The following is an 18,897-nucleotide window of genomic DNA, read 5'->3' as shown; positions in this document are numbered from 1 at the left end:
AACTATTCTTAAAAATAAGCGATCGCTAGGTTACAAGTTGTCGTGAAAGCGATACCAGTGTCCACAATATTGTTTTATAGATTTAACAGTTCAGGCAAAGCATAGTAAAGTAAAGTAAGAAATCTCAAGGTGCGTGTAGGTATTGGAACCTACCGACTATAAATTTAACAGCATATACAGCAGTAACGCCGATCGCTCCCAAAGCAATATTGTCGCCATGACTAACTCAACTCCAATGGATGACGAGAAAAAGCTCCCCAAGAAGAAAGGCAAGTCGCTTCCTCCTAAGCTAATTATCTGGCTAGGAAAGTTTGTCTGGACGAGTATGTGGCAGATAATGATGTCAAACCTTGCTCCTCGCAATCAGTCAGGAGCGTATATTCGTCCTAATAGCCAGTTTCGCAAGTTCATCGGTACAGAATCAGGGAATCCACACCCACCAGCAACGGGGCGCTACAAACTCTATGTTGGGCTGGGCTGTCCTTGGGCACATCGAACTTTAGTTGTGCGATCGCTCAAAAAACTTGAAGCGGTAATATCAGTATGTATCGTCTCTCCTTCTCCCATTGAAGGCGGTTGGATATTCAACCAAGAAGAAGAAGGTTGTCGCACACTGGCTGAATTTTATCAGAAGGCAGAACCCGGCTACAATGGACGCTCTACAGTGCCAGTACTATGGGATAAGCAGACAAAAACCATTGTCAATAATGAGAGTTCAGAGATTATCGTTATGCTGAACTCTGAGTTTAACGAGTTCGCTAACAATCTGACGCTAAATCTTTACCCAGAAGAACTTAAAGAGAAAATTGACTGGTGGAATGAAAAGATTTATCACGCCGTAAATAACGGTGTATATCGCTGTGGCTTTGCCCAGACTCAAGAAGCATACAATCAAGCTTGTAATGAACTGTTCGCAACTCTTGATGAGATTGAACTTGCATTGCAGACTAATCGCTATCTCTGCGGTGAACATCTGACACTTGCAGATGTACGTTTATTCACAACATTATTTCGGTTTGATAGTGCCTACTATGGGCTGTTTAAATGTAATCGGCAGCGAATTCGAGACTATCAGAATCTCGGAGCTTATCTGCGCGATTTGTATCAGCTTCCGGGTGTGGCTGACACTTGTGACGTAGAAACTGTGAAGCGGGACTACTACGGGAACCTATTCCCACTCAATCCCGGCGGAATAATTCCCAATGGTCCTGATATGTCCTATCTTAATCAACCACACGATCGCGATCGCATCGGCAAGGTGAATGCTTCATGAATCAGATTAATCGAGTTGCAATTGTCGGTGGAACTCATGGCAATGAGTTTACAGGTGCCTACCTAATCCAGAAATTTGCCCAGTTTCCCGATTTAATTACTAAGTCAAGTTTTGAGACAGTCACTCTGTTAGCAAATCCTCATGCTTTTGCCGCCGGGAGACGATATGTAGAGAAAGACTTAAATCGCTGTTTTCTCAAGCAAGATTTACAAGATCCGACTCTGAAAAGTTACGAAGAATTGCAAGCTAAATTAATCCAGGATACCCTAGTTTCAAACGGGGATAAACAAGCAGATTTCATCTTAGACTTGCACAGCAGTACAGCTAATATGGGTCTGACAATTATTCTTGATAACAGTCATCCCTTCAACTTAAAATTGGCTGCTTATCTGAGCCAGCTTAATCCTTTAGTTAGGGTTTATCGCTGCTCTTTTAAATCACTTGCAGAAAACCCATTTGTAAATTCTCTGTGCGAATTAGGCTTTGCATTTGAGCTTGGCCCAATTGCCCAAGGTATCTTAAAAGCAAGGCTGTTCCAACAAACAGAGGAACTTGTTCACGCCCTTCTGGACTACCTAGAACAGTTTAACCACGGTAAAATTCCATCAAATAACGAAACGTTGATTCTCTATGACCATTTATCAGTTGTAGACTACCCAAAAAAACTGGATGGCACAATCTTTGGAATGATTCATCCAGAGCTTCAGGATAAGGATTATCAAGCCTTGCACCCAGGAGATCCAATTTTTATAACTTTTGACGATAAAACAATTGTTTATGAAGGTGCATCTACTGTTTGGCCAATTTTTATTAATGAGGCAGCTTACTACGAAAAGGGAATTGCAATGTGTTTGACCCAAAGGCAGCAAATCAACATCTAAGATGTCGATAAAAATTTTTGTATAATTACTTTTAATTAGAAGTGATGATAGAAATTGAGCATCTAAATCATTAATAACTTCTATATCTAGCGCGATGTCTGCGACGGGCTACGCATACACTAAAATCTACTTATGTAAGTTTATATGTATCTTGGTTATAATTATTAATGACCAGTAACTAAGTATCAGGGTAAAAAGTTGTCCAAAGGTTTGATAAAATCGAGATCAAAGGACGATACTAATCTGGGCGATGCCTATGATATCAAGTCCGGGTAATTACTTATGATTCCCACAGTCATTGCACCTCACACGCCAGTCGCTCATGGGGGAAACCCTCAGACGCTTGATGACTCGCTCTAAGCGTTGGCACAGCCTCTCTAAGAGTTGCCATGCCGTTGGCGTAACCTTACAGGGAAGCAAGCTACGCGTAGCGTGTCGCAGACAAGCCTCTCGAACGCGAGTGCATCCCGCAGGGAAGAGAAGGCTTTACGCTGCGCTATGCGCTGAAGCGTCTCCCCTTCTCCCAAAGGCAGAGGCTAAGGCCTTTCCTTCGGAACGCTCCGCGAACGCGGAGCGTCTCGTAGAGAAGGGAGAAGACCGGGCCTGGCTCCCCAAAGCATCGGCTACGGTGTACATACAAGTCTTTTAGAGTGGCTCCACAGACTTTTAATCCCCCCAACCCCTCTCGAAAAGCAAAGCTGTTTCATTCCCTCAAAGGCTCAAAAAAGACTTGTGTTGTGAAGGAAAAGACTTGTGTTGCGAACGAAAGTACTTGTGTGTACACCGTAGCCAAAGCATCGGGGAGGGGAGACAAAGCGTAGCTTTGGTGGGGTGGGGTGATTCGGGTTTAATAAGTAATCAAGCAGACATGATATAACGGCGATGTCTACCAAATGCTGCTCTTAAAGTAACTCTTTATTTTGAAAATTAGGAGCCGCAAATATTCTAGCTTGAGTTTTCCCTTAAACTCAGCCCTGGTCTAACTATGAAACTTGACCAATAAAGTCCAAACCTTAGACTATAATTGACGCTTAAAATTGTCCAAATAATTTAACTCATAATGAAAACAAAGCAAAAAGGAAACAAACCAATAGCCAGTCTTTCTTTAGACTTGGATAATATTTGGTCTTATTTAAAAAATCAGGGCGCTTTGGGTTGGGAGACTTATCCTTCTTACCTGGATATCGCAGTACCTCGTTTCTTAGATATTCTCAAGCAATGGGATTTGACAATCACAGTATTCATTGTCGGTCAGGATGCAGCGCTAGAAAAGAATACTAAGGCAATACAAGCGATCGCTAGCGCTGGTCACGAAATTGGCAACCATTCATTCTATCATGATCCTTGGCTACATCTGTATTCAGAGAATGAGATTGAAGAAGAGGTGGCGCTCGCCGAAGAACATATCAAACGCGTTACTCATCAACATCCTATCGGCTTTCGGGGGCCAGGATACAGTTTTTCTCCAGCAGTATTGAAAGTCTTAGCACGCCGGGGATACGAATATGATGCTTCGACTTTTCCCACATTTTTGGGCCCCATAGCACGAGCATACTATTTAATAACTTGTAAATTGAGCAAGGAAGAACGTAAAAAACGGGAAGCGCTGTTTGGCCGTTTTAAAGAGGGTTTGCAACCTCTAAAACCTTACCAGTGGCAACTAGATAAGGATAAACTGACTGAGATTCCTGTTACCACCATGCCAATTTTTAAAGTGCCAATTCACTTCAGTTACATAATGTTTCTGAGTACATTTTCTTCGGAAGTGGCTTTACTCTACCTGCGAATTGCCTTGTGGCTGTGTAAAGTTACACGCGTCCAGCCTTCTTTGCTACTTCATCCTACAGACTTTGTAAGTCAAGAAGATGTGCCAGAACTCTCATTCTTTCCAGGTATGAGTGTCCCTACCTACAAAAAGCTGGCAATAGTGAACAAAAGTTTAGAAATGATATCCAGTCAGTTTAATGTTTTGACTGTTGGACAACACGCTAAATTTGCAGCCGATGGGCGTAAACTGCCTGTATTAGTGCCTCAAAAAAGGTAAAAATATCATCTATTATCACTTTACCTATGCCGATTTTGACAGCAGAAATCCTCTGTTTAGAAGCTGAAATATTTTCATTAACCGAGTCTCAGCATCCAGAACCTCTGCTGTATGGTGTTACTGATGGAAAAGCTGTCGGAACTTACCTAGAACAGAAATTTAGACTTTACTTAAAAGCTAAGTACGATTTCATACAAGGAAATTCTGCGATTGGTCTTGATTTTCCAGGGTTGCTTATAGATATGAAGGTAACAAATATTAGACAACCACAATCATCATGTCCATTCAAATCTGCACGCCAAAAAATTTTTGGGCTTGGTTATTCGTTGCTTATCTTTGTCTACGATAAGGTAGATAATAGTATAAACCGTATGGCAACTCTGAATATTTTGCATACGATTTACGTAAGTGCTGAAAGAACCGCAGATTTCCAGATGACACGTGGAATTTATAATATTTTAGAGAACGAAGGTAATAAAGATGACCTAATTGCTTTTATGCTCAACCGCAATTTGCCTGTTGACGAACTTGAAGCAAGTAACATTGCGGATGAAATATTGAGAAATCCACCTTTACAGGGATTTTTGACAATTTCCAATGCTTTGCAATGGCGGCTTCAGTATGGGAGAGTGATAGAACGTGCTGGTCTAAGAAAAAGGTATAATTACCGTTTATAGAGCTAATCCATGATGCGTACTCTTCAGAAACTTAAAGTAGAATACGGTGATTTTCAAACGCCGATAGAATTAGCCGATCAGGTATGTAAAAAGCTAGTAGAGCTTGGTGTTAAACCACATATTATAATTGAGCCAACTTGTGGAATAGGAAATTTTGTTGAAGCTGCCTCATCTTGTTTTGAATCGGCAAAAAAAATTTTAGGAATTGAATTAAATCTTGACTACTTTAGCCAGATTCTAAAAGAAGAAAAGTTTTTACATGACCAAAGGATTGAAATTAAATGTGAGGATTTTTTTCAAGTAGATTGGTTATCACTAATAGGTGAATCAAATGAAGAAATATTAGTGCTTGGTAATTTACCTTGGGTAACAAATTCACAACAGGGCAGTATTGGGGGCGTAAATTTGCCCAAAAAGAGCAATTTTCAAAATCATACTGGTTTAGATGCAATTACGGGAAAAAGTAATTTTGATATATCCGAATGGATGCTTATACAGTTTGTACAATACTTACAGAAGCATAACAGTTATCTAGCGGTGCTTTGTAAAACTTCGGTTTCTAGAAAAATATTAAATTATATCTATTCTGAAAAGCTAAATCTTGCTTACTGTGCAGTTTATAAGATAGATTCTAAGAAATATTTTGATGCTGCTGTTGAAGCTTGCTTATTTTTCTGTAAATTTGATTCAAACTCACAAAAATATTATTGTGATGTATTTGATAGTCTTGCAAGCTCAGTTTGCTCTCGTGTAGGCTATTTGAATAATATTCTTATTAAAGATTTGATTACATTTAAAAAAGTAGAAAGCTTATACAATAAGCAATCAAAAACAAAATGGCGTTCTGGTATTAAGCATGATTGCGCTAGCGTAATGGAATTTCGCAAAAATAATGACTATTTTATAAATGGGCTAGGAGAATCTTCTGAACTCGAAGAAACTTATATTTTCCCTTTATTTAAAGGTTCTTCTGTTGCCCAAAATAAAACAAAAGCGACTGATCGATATATTTTAGTTACTCAAAGTTTCGTTGGTGAGTCTACTGAATCTATAAAAAAATTAGCACCTAAAACATGGGCATATTTAGAAAAGCATGAACGTCTTTTAAATAATAGGAAAAGTAAAATTTATCAAAATAGCCCCAGATTCTCTATTTTTGGTGTTGGCTCATATACTTTTGCACCTTGGAAAATAGCAATCTGTGGACTTTACAAAAAATTAAGTTTTAGATTAATTGGTCCAATAAATGAAAAGCCTGCTATTTTTGATGATACTGTTTACTTCCTCAGCTTTTTTGATGAGAAAAGTGCATACGAATCATATCAGCTTTTAACTTCTTCATTAGCGAAAGATTTTTATTCATCTCTAATATTTTGGAATGAAAAACGTCCAATTAAGTCTAGTATTTTAAATAGCTTAAACTTGGCAGCTTTAGCAAAGTTAGTATTTTAATGTGCTGTTTAGCAATACAATTATTGGTTGTCATAAAGGTGCTTGTTCCACCGCGCCCGTTGCACAAAGTGAGGCTCAACCAAACTGTACTGTAATGTAACCATATTTATGAATAGTCCGGTATAATTTCTAATTTTTGATAACCTGAATATCCAGCAGTTAAACCGTATAAAAATTCTCAGGAATTTTACTGAACCATCAAGACAATAAATATTACTAATATGTAGATAAATATTGTCAGGATGCTGAATATGTCAGATTTACCGCTTCAGTGCAGAAATTTGAAAGAGCAGGTTGAATCTATATTACAACTATTACAACAAGAACCAACGCTACGTTCCCAAGATATTACACCTGTACGAACTTCTTTAAGTAAAGCGATTTCTCCCAAGTTTGAAATTGTATTTGCAGGTGCTTTTAGTGCCGGAAAATCAATGCTAATCAATGCACTATTAGAAAGGGAATTACTCTACAGTGCAGAGGGACACGCTACAGGTACAGAATGCAAAATTGAGTATGCAGAAGTAGATAAAGAACGTGTTGTTTTGACGTTTTTAAGTGAAGCAGAGATTCGAGAACAAGTAGCTTCTTTGTGTCAGCAACTAGGATTTAAGACAGTAGCTAATATCAACCAACCTGATTTAATTAACTTGCTACGTCAATATTCTGAAGCAATTATTCAGCAGGAGGGTGGTGAGAGTAAATCAGAACGTGCAAAACAGGCGAAGGCGTTAATGTTGTTGGTAGAAGGATATATAGCAAATAGCGATCGCATAAACACGGTGACTAATGCTACATATTCAATGGAGCAATTTAACTTTTCTAACCTTAAGGAAGCGGCTGGATATGCCCGTCGTGGTAGTAATAGTGCCGTATTGAAGCGAATAGAATATTACTGTAATCATCCTTTGCTACAAGATGGTAATGTAATTATTGACACGCCGGGTATAGATGCACCAGTAGAGAAAGATGCACAACTAACTTATGCCAAAATTCAACATCCTGATACTTCGGCGGTGGTGTGTGTGCTAAAACCTGCTGCGGCGGGTGACATGACAAAAGAAGAAACAGAACTTTTGGAATTAATGCGGGAAAATGGGGGAGTACGCGATCGCGTTTTCTATGTCTTCAACAGGATCGATGAAACTTGGTATAATACTCAGCTACGGCAACGATTGGACGATTTAATTAGTGGGCAATTTGCCAATTCAAGAAAGGTTTATAAAACGAGTGGATTATTAGGATTTTATGGCAGTCAGATTAAACAGACAAGCCAACGAGATAGATTTGGTTTAGATTCTGTTTTTGCAGAAAGTATTAAAGGTTTAGATGGTAAAGAAGAAACACCACAATTTGTCTATGCGTTTAACAACTACTGTGTAAATTCAGGAAAGCTATCTTCTACTAAATTCCGTGTTTCTGTTAACGGCTATGAAACCCCAAATCAAAATTATGTGCGGATTTTGGGAGATTGGGGAAATGAACTGATAGAAAGGCTAATTCAAGATAGTGGTACTGAAGAATTTCGCACAGCTATTACTCATTATCTTACGGAAGAAAAGCGTCCACAATTATTCAAAAATCTCGCTGATGATTTGGAAGATGTTTGTATTAAGCTCAAAAAACATTATCAGAGTGTCCAACGCGATTTAGATAGTCAGCCCCAAGAAATTGAGACGATGAAGGCGCAAGAGTTGCAACACCTAAATCAGCAACTACAGCAAATTGGGAGAGAATTTAGTGAGCATATCAAAGAAGAAGTTAATCATGTAATTAATAATTCTTGTGATGCTTTTGAAGCAGATTTTAAGCAATTGCAATCACGAATGATTCGCCGTTTAGATGAGTTGCTAGATACTTTTTCTGTAGCTTATGCTTATCGACGTGCAACCATTAGCCATCCTCGCAACGCTACTGCACCTTTAATTGCTATTTTAGTTGAGGCATTTTATTACTTAGCAAATCAATTAGAAGATATTTTGGTTGAATATTCTCAGCAATTAGTTGCAAATTATTTCCAGCAGTTGATTGAAAAGATTCGCAAGTCAGAATATTATCGCCAGTTGTATCGTTTATTAGATCATGATGGTGGCATTGAACAAGAGATCAGAATTTTAGAAAAAGTAGTTACTCAAGCATTAGTGAGTGCAGCTAGTGTAGAGTGCGATCGCTTTGTGCGAGAAAGCCCTAGATTTTACGATGAAGGCACTTTTTCTATATATCAATTTCGTCAGACTTTATTACAAACTTCTCAGGGTTACGACGCTGAAAGTATTGTGGAAGCAGAGCCAGCAATTAGGCAATTATTGAAATTAGATTTTGAACCAAAAGTTTCCCATACTATTCGGAAATCTTTTCGTCAAACCATTAATCAAATATTGAAAACTCAATTGATCCCAATGGCAAATCAGCAAGCAGATGAAATTTTGCAGCAATACCCACAGGCGCGTGCTTATTTAGAGAAAACATTGGAACAAGAAGCTGAAGAAAAAATTGCAAATAATCACCGATTGTTGAATGTTGTTGAAGAAAATATTGCAGCATATAATTTGGCAGCTTTTAGTATCAATAATTGTTTACAGGCAATGCAATTATCTGACAATCTTTTGCCTGTAATTGGTAATACAGAGTTGCTCTATGCTACCCCTGCTTCATTCGATAATGATGGCAAATCTGATAGTAATGGATTTGTGAACTTAGATAAGGTAGTAGAGGTTTAGTATTAATATCAGGTAAACACAGATAATTTTGGATTTCTGTAGCTTGTAGTTAGTGACTTTAACCCTCACTAACTACAGTTTTGTGTAAAGTAGAAAAATTTAAAAAATTGAGGTTGATATGGAAGATGAATTCAAGCCAATAGAGTGTAACGATGGTGATGTTTTGGACTTTGGAGAGAACATATATAAAGTTGCTAAATTTAAAGAAGCAATGAATACCTCATCTAACTACAGCCTAGAATGTACATTGAATCAAGAATTAAGTAGGCAACAAGTAAAGATAAAACAGTCTCAAGATGCGAATTTTAATTGGTTTCAGAAGGGTATAGATTGTGAGATTTTAACATTAGGTTCTCCAAGCTGGAAAAAGGGTAAAGTAAAAATTAAAATAAGCGTTGAATTTTATGTTGAAGAGGAAAATGTACAAATAACTAACAGCAACAGTTCAGAAATCACCGAACCAGACTCGCCTCTTGATGATCTTCGCCGCATGATTCACGAGTAAAATTATTCAATCAAAATTTACATATAGCAGTCCTATTTGATTTGTGAAAATCAAAAGGCTTAAATTCCTGGCTTCTTTAATAAGTCAGGAATTTTGTTGTTGACGAATGATTTATGCTTGCTATAACTACTCTGTATAAAACTAGGTATTAGGTATTAGGAAAACAGTCTTTAGTCCCCTGTCCCCAACTTAATGGTTATGAATATCAAACGTCGGGAATTTCTCACAACCTGTGGGCTGGCTACCTTAGCCACCCAAATACCAACACTTACCGCCCAAGGTAAGCCATCTCTAAACACCATCCGCAAGCCGCCCCGCCTGCAAGCTGGCGATACCGTAGGGTTAATCGCCCCTGCGGGTATTGTTGACGCTAAAGACATCGAAGCAGCGCAGAAATCAATTTCAAAGTTGGGGTTAAAAGTCAAGCTGGGGAAGCATATTTTAGATCGTTACGGCTATTTAGCGGGTAAAGATGCCGATCGCGCCCAGGATGTAAACTTGATGTTTAGCGATCGCACCATAAAAGCAATTATTCCTATGCGTGGAGGTTGGGGCTGTAATCGCATTTTACCCTTACTCAACTACTCACTAATCCGCTCCCATCCGAAAATTCTCATCGGGTACAGCGATATTACTACCCTGTTGTTGGCAATTAATATCCGTAGTCAAATGATTACTTTTCATGGGCCAGTTGCCACATCTACCTGGAATCAATTTACAGTCGATTACTTCAAGCGCATCCTATTTAATGCTGAAGCGGTGACTATGCAAAATCTCAACCTTAGCGAAGTGCGGATGGAGATAATAGCACCGGGAAAGGCGAGGGGTAAACTTGTGGGTGGAAACTTGTCAGTTTTATCAGCAATGGTAGGTTCACCCTACCTACCTTCTTGGAACAAAAGTATCCTGTTTGTGGAAGAAGTTGGCGAAGATGTTTATCGTATAGATAGGATGCTGACGCAATTAAAAACTGCTGGGATACTTAATCAAATTGCTGGCTTTATCTTTGGGCAATGCACTAAATGTAGTCTTGGAGATGAACCGTCATTTACATTAATGCAAGTATTGCAACAACACATACTTCCTTTAAATATTCCTGCTTGGTATGGTTCAATGATTGGTCATATTAAGGATAAATTTACTTTACCAATCGGTGTAAAAGTGGAAATAGATACTGAACTTGGGACGATACGAATGTTAGAAGCGGCTGTTAATCTCGTTTAACACGACATATCTTATCTCTCTAATTAGCCATCATAAAAACACCTCTCCCTGGTTTTACTACGCAAAACTGTTCCTCTCCGATTCAGAGAGGGACAGACTTGAACTAAAGTTCAAGGCAGGGAGAGGTTTATCGAACTCACGTTTCGTTTAAGCCTCGAAAGTAAATCAGCCGCGCCATAGTAATTTTGATTAAGATTTTAATAGACAGTATGAATTTCTCCTCGCTATGTTACGCCTAACAGAAGTAAAGCTCCCGCTCGATCATCCTGAAAATGAAATCAAGTCTGCCATCCTCAAAAAGCTGCAAATCACGGACGAAGATTTGATCGGTTATTCCATCTTCAAGCGTAGCTACGATGCCCGTAAGAAAGGAGAGATCGCTCTTGTTTATATTCTGGATGTAGAAACGACTCAGGAAACTCATCTGCTGAAGCGCCTGAAAAAAGATCCCCATGTAATGGCTACACCAGACATGAGTTATCGCCCAGTAGCACAAGCACCGAGCAATTTGACGATTCGCCCCATCGTGATTGGTACTGGGCCTTGTGGCTTGTTTGCAGGTTTGATGCTGGCGCAAATGGGCTTCTGTCCGATCATTTTAGAACGTGGCAAACAAGTCCGCGATCGCACCGCTGATACCTTTGGCTTTTGGAAGAAAAAATCAGACTTCAACCCCGAATCTAATGCCCAGTTTGGCGAAGGTGGGGCGGGTACATTCTCTGATGGCAAACTCTACAGTCAAGTCAAAGATCCTCAGCATTATGGACGCAAGGTACTAACCGAACTTGTCAATGCAGGAGCCTCACCAGAAATTCTCTATATCAACAAACCTCATATCGGCACATTCAAACTGGTGGGAATCGTCCAAAGTATGCGTGCCAAAATCGAATCCCTCGGCGGTGAAATTCGCTTTCAAAGCCTAGTGGAAGATATCAACATCGAAAATGGACAGGTGCGGGGAGTCACCCTCGCCAGTGGGGAATATATCGCCAGCGATCATGTGGTTCTGGCGGTAGGTCATAGCGCCCGTGATACCTTCCAAATGTTATTCGATCGTGGGGTTTACATCGAGGCTAAACCATTTTCCATCGGCTTTCGAGTCGAACATCCCCAGACTCTCATCGACCAATGTCGTTTTGGCGCTCAAGCTGGTCATAAGCTTTTAGGTGCTGCCGATTATAAACTGGTTCACCACTGCCAAAATGGTCGTTCTGTCTATAGTTTTTGTATGTGTCCGGGAGGTTTGGTAGTTGCAGCTGCATCAGAACCGGGGCGACTTGTCACCAATGGGATGAGCCAATACTCTCGCAATGAGCGTAATGCCAACAGTGCGATCGTTGTGGGCATCACCCCCGAAGATTATCCAGGAAATGCCTTGGCAGGAATTGACTTCCAACGGCGCTTGGAAGAACGGGCTTTTGAATTGGGCGGCGGGACTTATGAAGCTCCAGGGCAGTTGGTGGGAGACTTTCTCAACCATCGTCCCTCGACAGCATTGGGCACTGTTAAACCGTCTTATACACCTGGGGTACATTTGGGTGATTTGAGTCAGAGTTTACCAGATTATGCGATCGCCGCCATCCGTGAAGCACTTCCCGCTTTTGACAAACAAATTAAAGGATTTGCAATGGACGATGCTGTGTTGACAGGGGTGGAAACCCGCACCTCATCTCCGATTCGGATTAAACGCAAAGAGGATTATCAAAGTTTAAATACAGTCGGTCTTTATCCAGCTGGTGAAGGCGCGGGATATGCCGGGGGAATTCTCTCGGCGGGTATCGATGGGATTAAGGTAGCGGAGGCGGTGGCTTTAAGTATTTTGAGGAATTGCGTAGTTGACCGCTGTAGGCATCGTAAAATCTGAAATATTGCAAATATCAATTCTAATATCAAGCCCCACTTAGATACATTTCGAGGTAGGGCTTTTGTTTTTATGACTGGAATCGATATGCAATCATGTATCAAGCGCGATGGCGTACACGCCCGCCGTAGGCGATCGCAGTGCAGAATTTATCCGATTGTTAAAGCTGGTTCTTTACAGAAGTTAAATAGGGCTGACTCAGTTTCTGATTCATCTTCAAATATAGCAGAAATGTACCATTCACAGGGCGAACCATTCGTATATTCAGCCCAAGCAATTGTTGCTGTTTCACCTGATGGAATCCCTGACTCACCCAAGTTAAATGAGGCCCACTCTTGATCATCGATAGATACCCACAACTCTGTAATTGCCAATTCAGTTTTATTAGTAACGGTAAAGGTGAATTGGTCTGACATAAATAGCCTTGCCTTTTAACGATAAATAAATTGCAGATTGTCAGTCACTGATTATACTGCCACTTGTTTCCAAAGTTGTCATACTAATTGCCAGAATATAGACTTACACATAGTTTCAAGTTTGTTTGACTTAATTTAAATTTATTAAAGAGTATTAAAAATATCACTGATTCAGATTGAGTTTATCGAGATAGCCAATGCCATGCAACAACAGATTTAGGTCGCGGTTCTCACAAACTCCGACAATACAGCACATCCCCAGTGTCACAAAATTTTCAGGCAATGTATTTTTTACTGAGCAAAAGTAATTGAGAGCGATCGCCTTAAATATACTACAAACCAGAAATTGTCTTAATACAACTCATATTTCATTAACTGACAGGGCAACGCTCCGTTATACACTGCAATTCGCTGGGATGATTTTAGTCCAATCGATTGAGATAGTTCCTTGTTGCCACTGAGTACAAACGCAGTCCAGCCTTTGAAGCGTTGTTTCAGCACGTCGCCCAAAAGTTTGTAAAATGCCCCTAAATCGCTATCTCGCCCCAGCCGTTCGCCGTAAGGTGGATTGCAGAATAAAATCCCACTGTCTGCGGGGGCGACAACATCAGCAAGCTCCATTTGAGAAAACCATACATGGTTATCAACGCCGCAGTTTTGAGCATTGTTAATTGCTTGCTCAATTATATTTTCATCGCGATCGCTTCCCCAAATAGGTGCGGGCAGGGTATCTAGTTGGCTATCCTTAGCTTCTTGCAGCAGTTTTTCTAAAAGGGACAGATCAAAATCGAGCCAATTTTCAAATCCAAAGCAATCCCGAAACAGCCCTGGTGCTATATTCAGCGCCTTTAAGCTAGCTTCGAGAGGTAGAGTGCCAGATCCACACAGAGGATCGTAGAACATCTGGTCTGGTTGCCAACCCGAAAGTTGAATCAAAGCAGCAGCTAGAGATTCCTTAAGAGGGGCTGCTCCCACCGCAGGACGGTAGCCTCGGCGATGCAGACTATTTCCAGAACTGTCGAGTTTGACGGTACAAAAGTCGCGTTCAATATGAACATTTACCCGCACATCTGGTTCATGAAGCTCTACATTTGAACGTTCGCCCAGATTTTCTTGCTGCTGGTCAACGATCGCATTTTTGACCTGGAGAGATGTGAAGTGGCTGTGGTTGAGGCGATCGTTTTTGCCCGTGACATTCACCGCTAATGTCATGTCTGGCGTGAGATAGTTTTGCCAATCGATAGTCTGGATACCGCGATAGAGATCCTTGGCATCAAAGCATCTAAACTCATGGATATTCACCAAGATTCGGAACGGCAGCCTAGCCCAGAGGTTGACGCGATAAAGTAGAGTGCGATCGCCCTCAAAGGCTACACCGCAAAACCCCGGCTCTACGGAATGGGCACCCAGTTGCTCTAACTCCTGAGCCGCAAGGGTTTCTAATCCGCGAGCAACCGTTGCAAAATACTGATTCATCCTCTAATCCAAAGCATTATCTTCACTGCTCACCCATTGACGCACTTTAGCTTAACTCATATCTTGTAACATTCTCTCTCGTTAAGTCTGCGATTATAACCCTAGTAGGGTGGAGGCAGGAGGCCTTTTTTCGGTAACTCAGCACAACCAGCCCCAGACAAACAAAATCAACCCTGAGTAAAGACACAGGAAATATTTGTTCAAAGAGATTATATTTTCTTCAGTTTAAGTACTATCTTAAATCAATTAACCTTGCTAATATCAAGCTGAAATAGTATTCAGACACTTTGCAATACAACCCATTAATAAAAATAGTCCCAGGAAAAACTATGAGTTTAGTATCTGATATTGTCCTGCTACAAGACTTAACATCGTCAGCTAATGACAATTTAGTCCAGCTTAAAGTTGTACTTCCGGCAACGGTAAATCGCTTAACCAACCCGACGTTAGCAAGGATCTTTGGTGATGACCTGAAATTTGGTATTGCCTCTTTCAAGGATAAGCCACTTGCGCCTTTTGGGGCTTACGCTGACTATGTATATCAACCAGAAGTCGCTTTGACAAATAATGTCACAACAATTAAAGACAAAATCTTTGGCTTTGAAGCTTTTGGTGGCAATGATGGGCCAGAATCACAATTATTTGCACTCTTGTTCACAGCTTTTGATAGCGCCAGTCTTGGTTACAGAGTCGGTTCGTTTCGTGTTGTTATCATAGCCACCGATAGTACTTATCACGTTGCTGGCGATCGTGCAGCAGTTAGGCCAGATAGTATTGGCAATAACGGAGATGGGATAGCTGATGCTTATGAAGATTATCCAAAGAGCGAACAAGTAAAAACTGCGCTAGAAGCAAATAACATTATTCCAATTTTTCTAACTACGAGTAATGTTGCAGCCGATTACCAGACACTAGTTACCCAGCTTGGTCGAGGTGCTGTACTGACTCTTGGTTCTACAAGTGAGAATCTTGCTGATGTCATAAAAGAGGCAGTTGCTCGAGCCAGAAATGTGATAAGTACTGATGTCACTACAACCAATGGAAACGATACCTTTAGTGGGGGGAACTTTTCGGCTGGCGATAAGATTATTTTTGCTAGGGATGGTAATGACAGTATTTCGCTTTCTGGTGTTATTGGTAATCATTACATTGACGGTGGAGCAGGTAGTGACACTCTCGTTGGTGGAGTTGGTGCAGACAGAATAGATGGGGGTAGTGATGACGACAACCTTCTGGGCGGCAACGGTGATGATATTCTTTTTGGCAGTAGTGGAAAAGATATTCTGAGCGGGAATCAAGGCAACGATTACCTACAGGGAGACAGTGGGGATGACTTACTAGAAGGAGGTGCTGGTTCAGATAAGTTTGCATTTGCAACAGGATCAAAGTTTAATATTAGGGAACTCGGAGTTGATGTTATTAGTGACTTCAATCCTGAGCTAGATAAGATCCAACTATCTAAATCTACCTTTATCGCTTTAAGTAACTCGGTATTTCCGACTCAATTAAATTCCGCAGACTTTGCCACGGTGACAAACGATACTTTAGCTGCAAGTAGTAGTGCTGCGATCGTTTATAATAGCGCAAATGGTAGTATCTTTTATAACCCTAATGGTTCGGCGGATGATTTTGCTGAGATTAATTCCGGGGGTAAATTTGCACAATTGGATGCTACCTCTTTTCCTGCTCTAACTACCGCTAGTTTTGAGGTAGTTTTTTAAGGAGGCAGTACGAAGGAAGTAAAAATTTTTTGTGTCTGATTTTGAGTCCTGCATTTTGTAACTCATCTACCTGAAAACAGCTTTAACAAAAAACAAGAGGCTATCACCAAGTTTCAAGATTTTTCAAGTCCTTGCTTATCGCTCTGCTTACTTTAATGGATTACTGTCTGCTTGAGCCATCTTAAAAAGTGAGATCCTCCCAGACAAACGAATTGAACTGAGATTAATCTATATTTTTCTAAAATCAATCATTGTCTGACGATAAGCATCTGGCAAACCTGTATCAAAACACTTCCCTTTAACAACATATCCTGTCATTCCTTCTTCCTGACGCAATTTTTCAAGACAGGATGTTAACTGAAATTCACCTCGTTCCCGGAAATTTTGGTTGATATGTTCTGCTAGAAAGTCAAAAATTTTTGGCGTTAGTAAATATAAGCCAAATATACCTAAAAAATCATTTTCTGACATTCCCTCTACACGTAAATACTGTTGTGCATACTCTATAGTCGGTTTTTCATAGAGTTGTGTAACTGATAAAATCGAGTTTAACTCTTGCCAAATTCCTGTTATACACCCAGCTTTATGAATAATTTCTGCTGGCATTGTAGTTAAGCCAATAACGTTTTGATTAACTTGTTCGTAGACATCTAAAACTTGACTAGCACAAGATTTTTCAATATCAGATGTATAAATATGGTCGCCCAACATCAGCAAAAACGGCTCATTTTGTACCCAATCCTTGGCACAAAATACCGCATGACCATAGCCTAATTGTTCCTCTTGTAACAAAATGGTAATTTTGCTACCTAAATCTTCGAGATATCGACTATATTCTTGATTTTGCGGTGAAAGTTTATCTAAAAGCTCTTTTTTGGGTGGGTTTTTCAAAAAATCTGCAAATATTTCTTTGTCATCTGGCTGCACCACGATCCCCACTTCTGTAATTCCAGCATTAATTGCCTCTTCAATAATTGCGAGAATCACAGGTTTTGCCCTACCATCTCGATCAATAATCGGGAAAAGTTCTTTTTTCACAACTTTAGTAGCCGGAAATAAACGAGTACCGAAACCAGCTACCGGAATCACAGCTTTTCTAACTTTATTTTTTTGCATAAGCAGTTCGTCACCCCAACTTCTCAAACAATTCCGCTAACACCACATTAGAAAACAAAAACCCTTGGGGATCAATCAAACGCAACCTTCCCTCTGCAATTTCCACCCAACCTTTTTCAAAATACAATTGCAAACATCGACAAATTTCCTCCACCTTCTCTTCCCCATAAGCTTCCGCCAACGTCGCCAAACTCAAACCCTCTGCCAAACGCAACCCCAACATTAACGTTTCTAACAATACTTCCTTTGGGGGAGTCACATCACAATCAATTACACCGCCAGCTTGTACCCACTGGTAATACTCCTTAGTTTTACGCAGACGAGTGAACCGCTTCCCCTCAACATAACTTGCCGCCCCCATCCCAAAGCCATAATAAGGGCGGTTTTCCCAGTACACTCGATTATGCCGACACTGATGACCAGGTTGAGCATAATTAGAAATTTCATAATGCTCATAACCAGCAGTTGTCAAAACCTGCTGACCCATCTGGTACATTTTGACTGTGGCTTCATCCGTCGGCATTGGAGTATCGCCAGGTTTGTAGTAACGACCAAAGGCTGTACCTGGTTCAATGGTAAGATCGTAAATGGAAATGTGAGTGGGTGCGATCGCTACGGCTTTTTCTAGGGAATCCTGCCATTGATCCAAAGACTGATGCGGCAACCCAGAAATTAAGTCTAAACTAAATTCGGGAATCTCGACTTGGTGGATTAGTTCCACAGCTGCAAAAATATCTTCAACTGAGTGCGATCGCCCCGCCCTTTGCAATAATTCTTCTTGAAAGGCTTGTACACCTAAACTTACCCGGTTCACACCTGCACTGCCATAGCCTGCTATGTGGGCTAAATCAAAGGTGGCTGGGTCAATTTCCATAGAAATCTCTGCCCCAGACGCAATCTTAAAATGCTTCTGTAGCTCTGTCAGTATCCGTTGTAGCTGCTCTATTGATAGGAGTGAAGGAGTTCCACCACCGAAGAAAATTGTCTTGAGAGGTTGACCAAATGCTGGTGTAATGGCAATTTCTTGACATAGCACCTCAACATATTGGGAGATAGTACCAGATGTTTCGCCCCGCAAGCGATCGCCCACAACAGACACCGGGAAATCACAATAAAAGCACCGCCGTCTGCAAAAGGGAATATGCACATAAGCAGAACTCGCAATTCCAGAAATACTAAATTTTTTACTCATTTTGAGAAAAGTTTTAAGTTAATCCAACTGCGAATTAGAGACAATGAAAATGAGGTAAGAATTCAGGAGTTAGGAGTCAGTAGCCAGAATAATTGTAAAATCAAGCGTAGAATAACTTCTTGATTTTATTAAAATTATTAAGTTTGGGTATCAAAGTCTTCTTAATTCTGACTTCTGGATTCTGGATTCTGAATTCTTACAAAATAAGTAGTTTATTTACAAGTTTTTGTCTTTTTACAACGAAATAATGAAAAATTTTAAGATAAAAGCCTTTAGTTATAATAATTGCAGATATTGCCCTACTAAACCCTTAGTGTAAGTCAATATTGATGAGTTTAT

The 18,897-nt window shown here is 40.2% G+C and carries 13 protein-coding genes and 1 pseudogene; 10 read left to right on the top strand and 4 right to left on the bottom strand.

Going from position 1 to position 18,897, the window contains the following annotated elements:
* Nucleotides 1-217 precede the first annotated feature (217 nt).
* The 9 genes and pseudogenes from V7K60_RS18720 to V7K60_RS18680 all read left to right on the top strand — a co-directional run bounded on the left by V7K60_RS18720 (nt 218) and on the right by V7K60_RS18680 (nt 12,640).
* Nucleotides 218-1,273 carry a glutathione S-transferase family protein gene (locus V7K60_RS18720; RefSeq protein ID WP_442944424.1) on the top strand — a complete coding sequence of 352 codons (1,056 nt, stop codon included), beginning with the start codon at nt 218-220 and terminating at the stop codon, nt 1,271-1,273.
* Nucleotides 1,270-2,154, top strand: a complete 885-nt coding sequence (locus V7K60_RS18715) for an aspartoacylase (protein WP_334927316.1) — start codon at nt 1,270-1,272, stop codon at nt 2,152-2,154. Before V7K60_RS18720 ends, V7K60_RS18715 begins: the two co-directional genes overlap by 4 nt.
* Before the next feature lie 1,060 nt (nt 2,155-3,214).
* Nucleotides 3,215-4,198: a polysaccharide deacetylase family protein gene (locus tag V7K60_RS18710; RefSeq protein WP_334927315.1), complete on the top strand. Its 984-nt coding sequence runs from the start codon at nt 3,215-3,217 to the stop codon at nt 4,196-4,198.
* 26 nt (nt 4,199-4,224) lie between these two features.
* A pseudogene (locus V7K60_RS18705) lies at nt 4,225-4,888 on the top strand (restriction endonuclease).
* A complete protein-coding gene (locus V7K60_RS18700; RefSeq protein ID WP_334927314.1) occupies nt 4,885-6,327 on the top strand; it encodes an SAM-dependent methyltransferase in 1,443 nt (480 codons plus the stop codon). Before V7K60_RS18705 ends, V7K60_RS18700 begins: the two are co-directional and overlap by 4 nt.
* A gap of 251 nt (nt 6,328-6,578) precedes the next feature.
* Nucleotides 6,579-9,047: a dynamin-like GTPase family protein gene (locus V7K60_RS18695; protein WP_334927313.1), complete on the top strand. Its 2,469-nt coding sequence runs from the start codon at nt 6,579-6,581 to the stop codon at nt 9,045-9,047.
* 118 nt (nt 9,048-9,165) lie between these two features.
* Nucleotides 9,166-9,552 carry a KGK domain-containing protein gene (locus tag V7K60_RS18690; RefSeq protein WP_292861915.1) on the top strand — a complete coding sequence of 129 codons (387 nt, stop codon included), beginning with the start codon at nt 9,166-9,168 and terminating at the stop codon, nt 9,550-9,552.
* A 198-nt stretch (nt 9,553-9,750) separates the two neighbouring features.
* Nucleotides 9,751-10,776, top strand: coding sequence for a S66 peptidase family protein (locus V7K60_RS18685; protein WP_334927312.1), 1,026 nt, complete (start codon nt 9,751-9,753; stop codon nt 10,774-10,776).
* A 226-nt stretch (nt 10,777-11,002) separates the two neighbouring features.
* On the top strand, nt 11,003-12,640 hold the full coding sequence (locus tag V7K60_RS18680; protein ID WP_334927311.1) for an NAD(P)/FAD-dependent oxidoreductase: 1,638 nt from the start codon (nt 11,003-11,005) through the stop codon (nt 12,638-12,640).
* 146 nt (nt 12,641-12,786) lie between these two features.
* Here the strand turns inward: V7K60_RS18680 and V7K60_RS18675 are convergent, their stop codons facing one another.
* On the bottom strand, nt 12,787-13,053 hold the full coding sequence (locus tag V7K60_RS18675) for a hypothetical protein (protein WP_334927310.1): 267 nt from the start codon (nt 13,051-13,053) through the stop codon (nt 12,787-12,789).
* A 351-nt stretch (nt 13,054-13,404) separates the two neighbouring features.
* Nucleotides 13,405-14,529: a THUMP domain-containing class I SAM-dependent RNA methyltransferase gene (locus V7K60_RS18670; RefSeq protein ID WP_334927309.1), complete on the bottom strand. Its 1,125-nt coding sequence runs from the start codon at nt 14,527-14,529 to the stop codon at nt 13,405-13,407.
* Nucleotides 14,530-14,858: 329 nt separating this feature from the next.
* On the opposite strand from V7K60_RS18670, the gene V7K60_RS18665 reads away from it, so the two are divergent.
* A complete protein-coding gene (locus V7K60_RS18665; protein ID WP_334927308.1) occupies nt 14,859-16,250 on the top strand; it encodes a hypothetical protein in 1,392 nt (463 codons plus the stop codon).
* Between the two features lie 228 nt (nt 16,251-16,478).
* Here V7K60_RS18665 and V7K60_RS18660 read toward each other — a convergent pair whose 3' ends face one another.
* Nucleotides 16,479-17,366 carry a UTP--glucose-1-phosphate uridylyltransferase gene (locus V7K60_RS18660; RefSeq protein WP_334927307.1) on the bottom strand — a complete coding sequence of 296 codons (888 nt, stop codon included), beginning with the start codon at nt 17,364-17,366 and terminating at the stop codon, nt 16,479-16,481.
* 10 nt (nt 17,367-17,376) lie between these two features.
* On the bottom strand, nt 17,377-18,558 hold the full coding sequence (gene hemW / locus V7K60_RS18655; RefSeq protein WP_334927306.1) for a radical SAM family heme chaperone HemW: 1,182 nt from the start codon (nt 18,556-18,558) through the stop codon (nt 17,377-17,379).
* Between the last annotated feature and the right edge of the window lie 339 nt (nt 18,559-18,897).

The organism is Nostoc sp. (assembly GCF_036917555.1).
Lineage (GTDB): Bacteria > Cyanobacteriota > Cyanobacteriia > Cyanobacteriales > Nostocaceae > Nostoc.
Note: the sequence above shows the minus strand (reverse complement) of the source record. Positions and strands in the feature narration are given on the sequence as shown.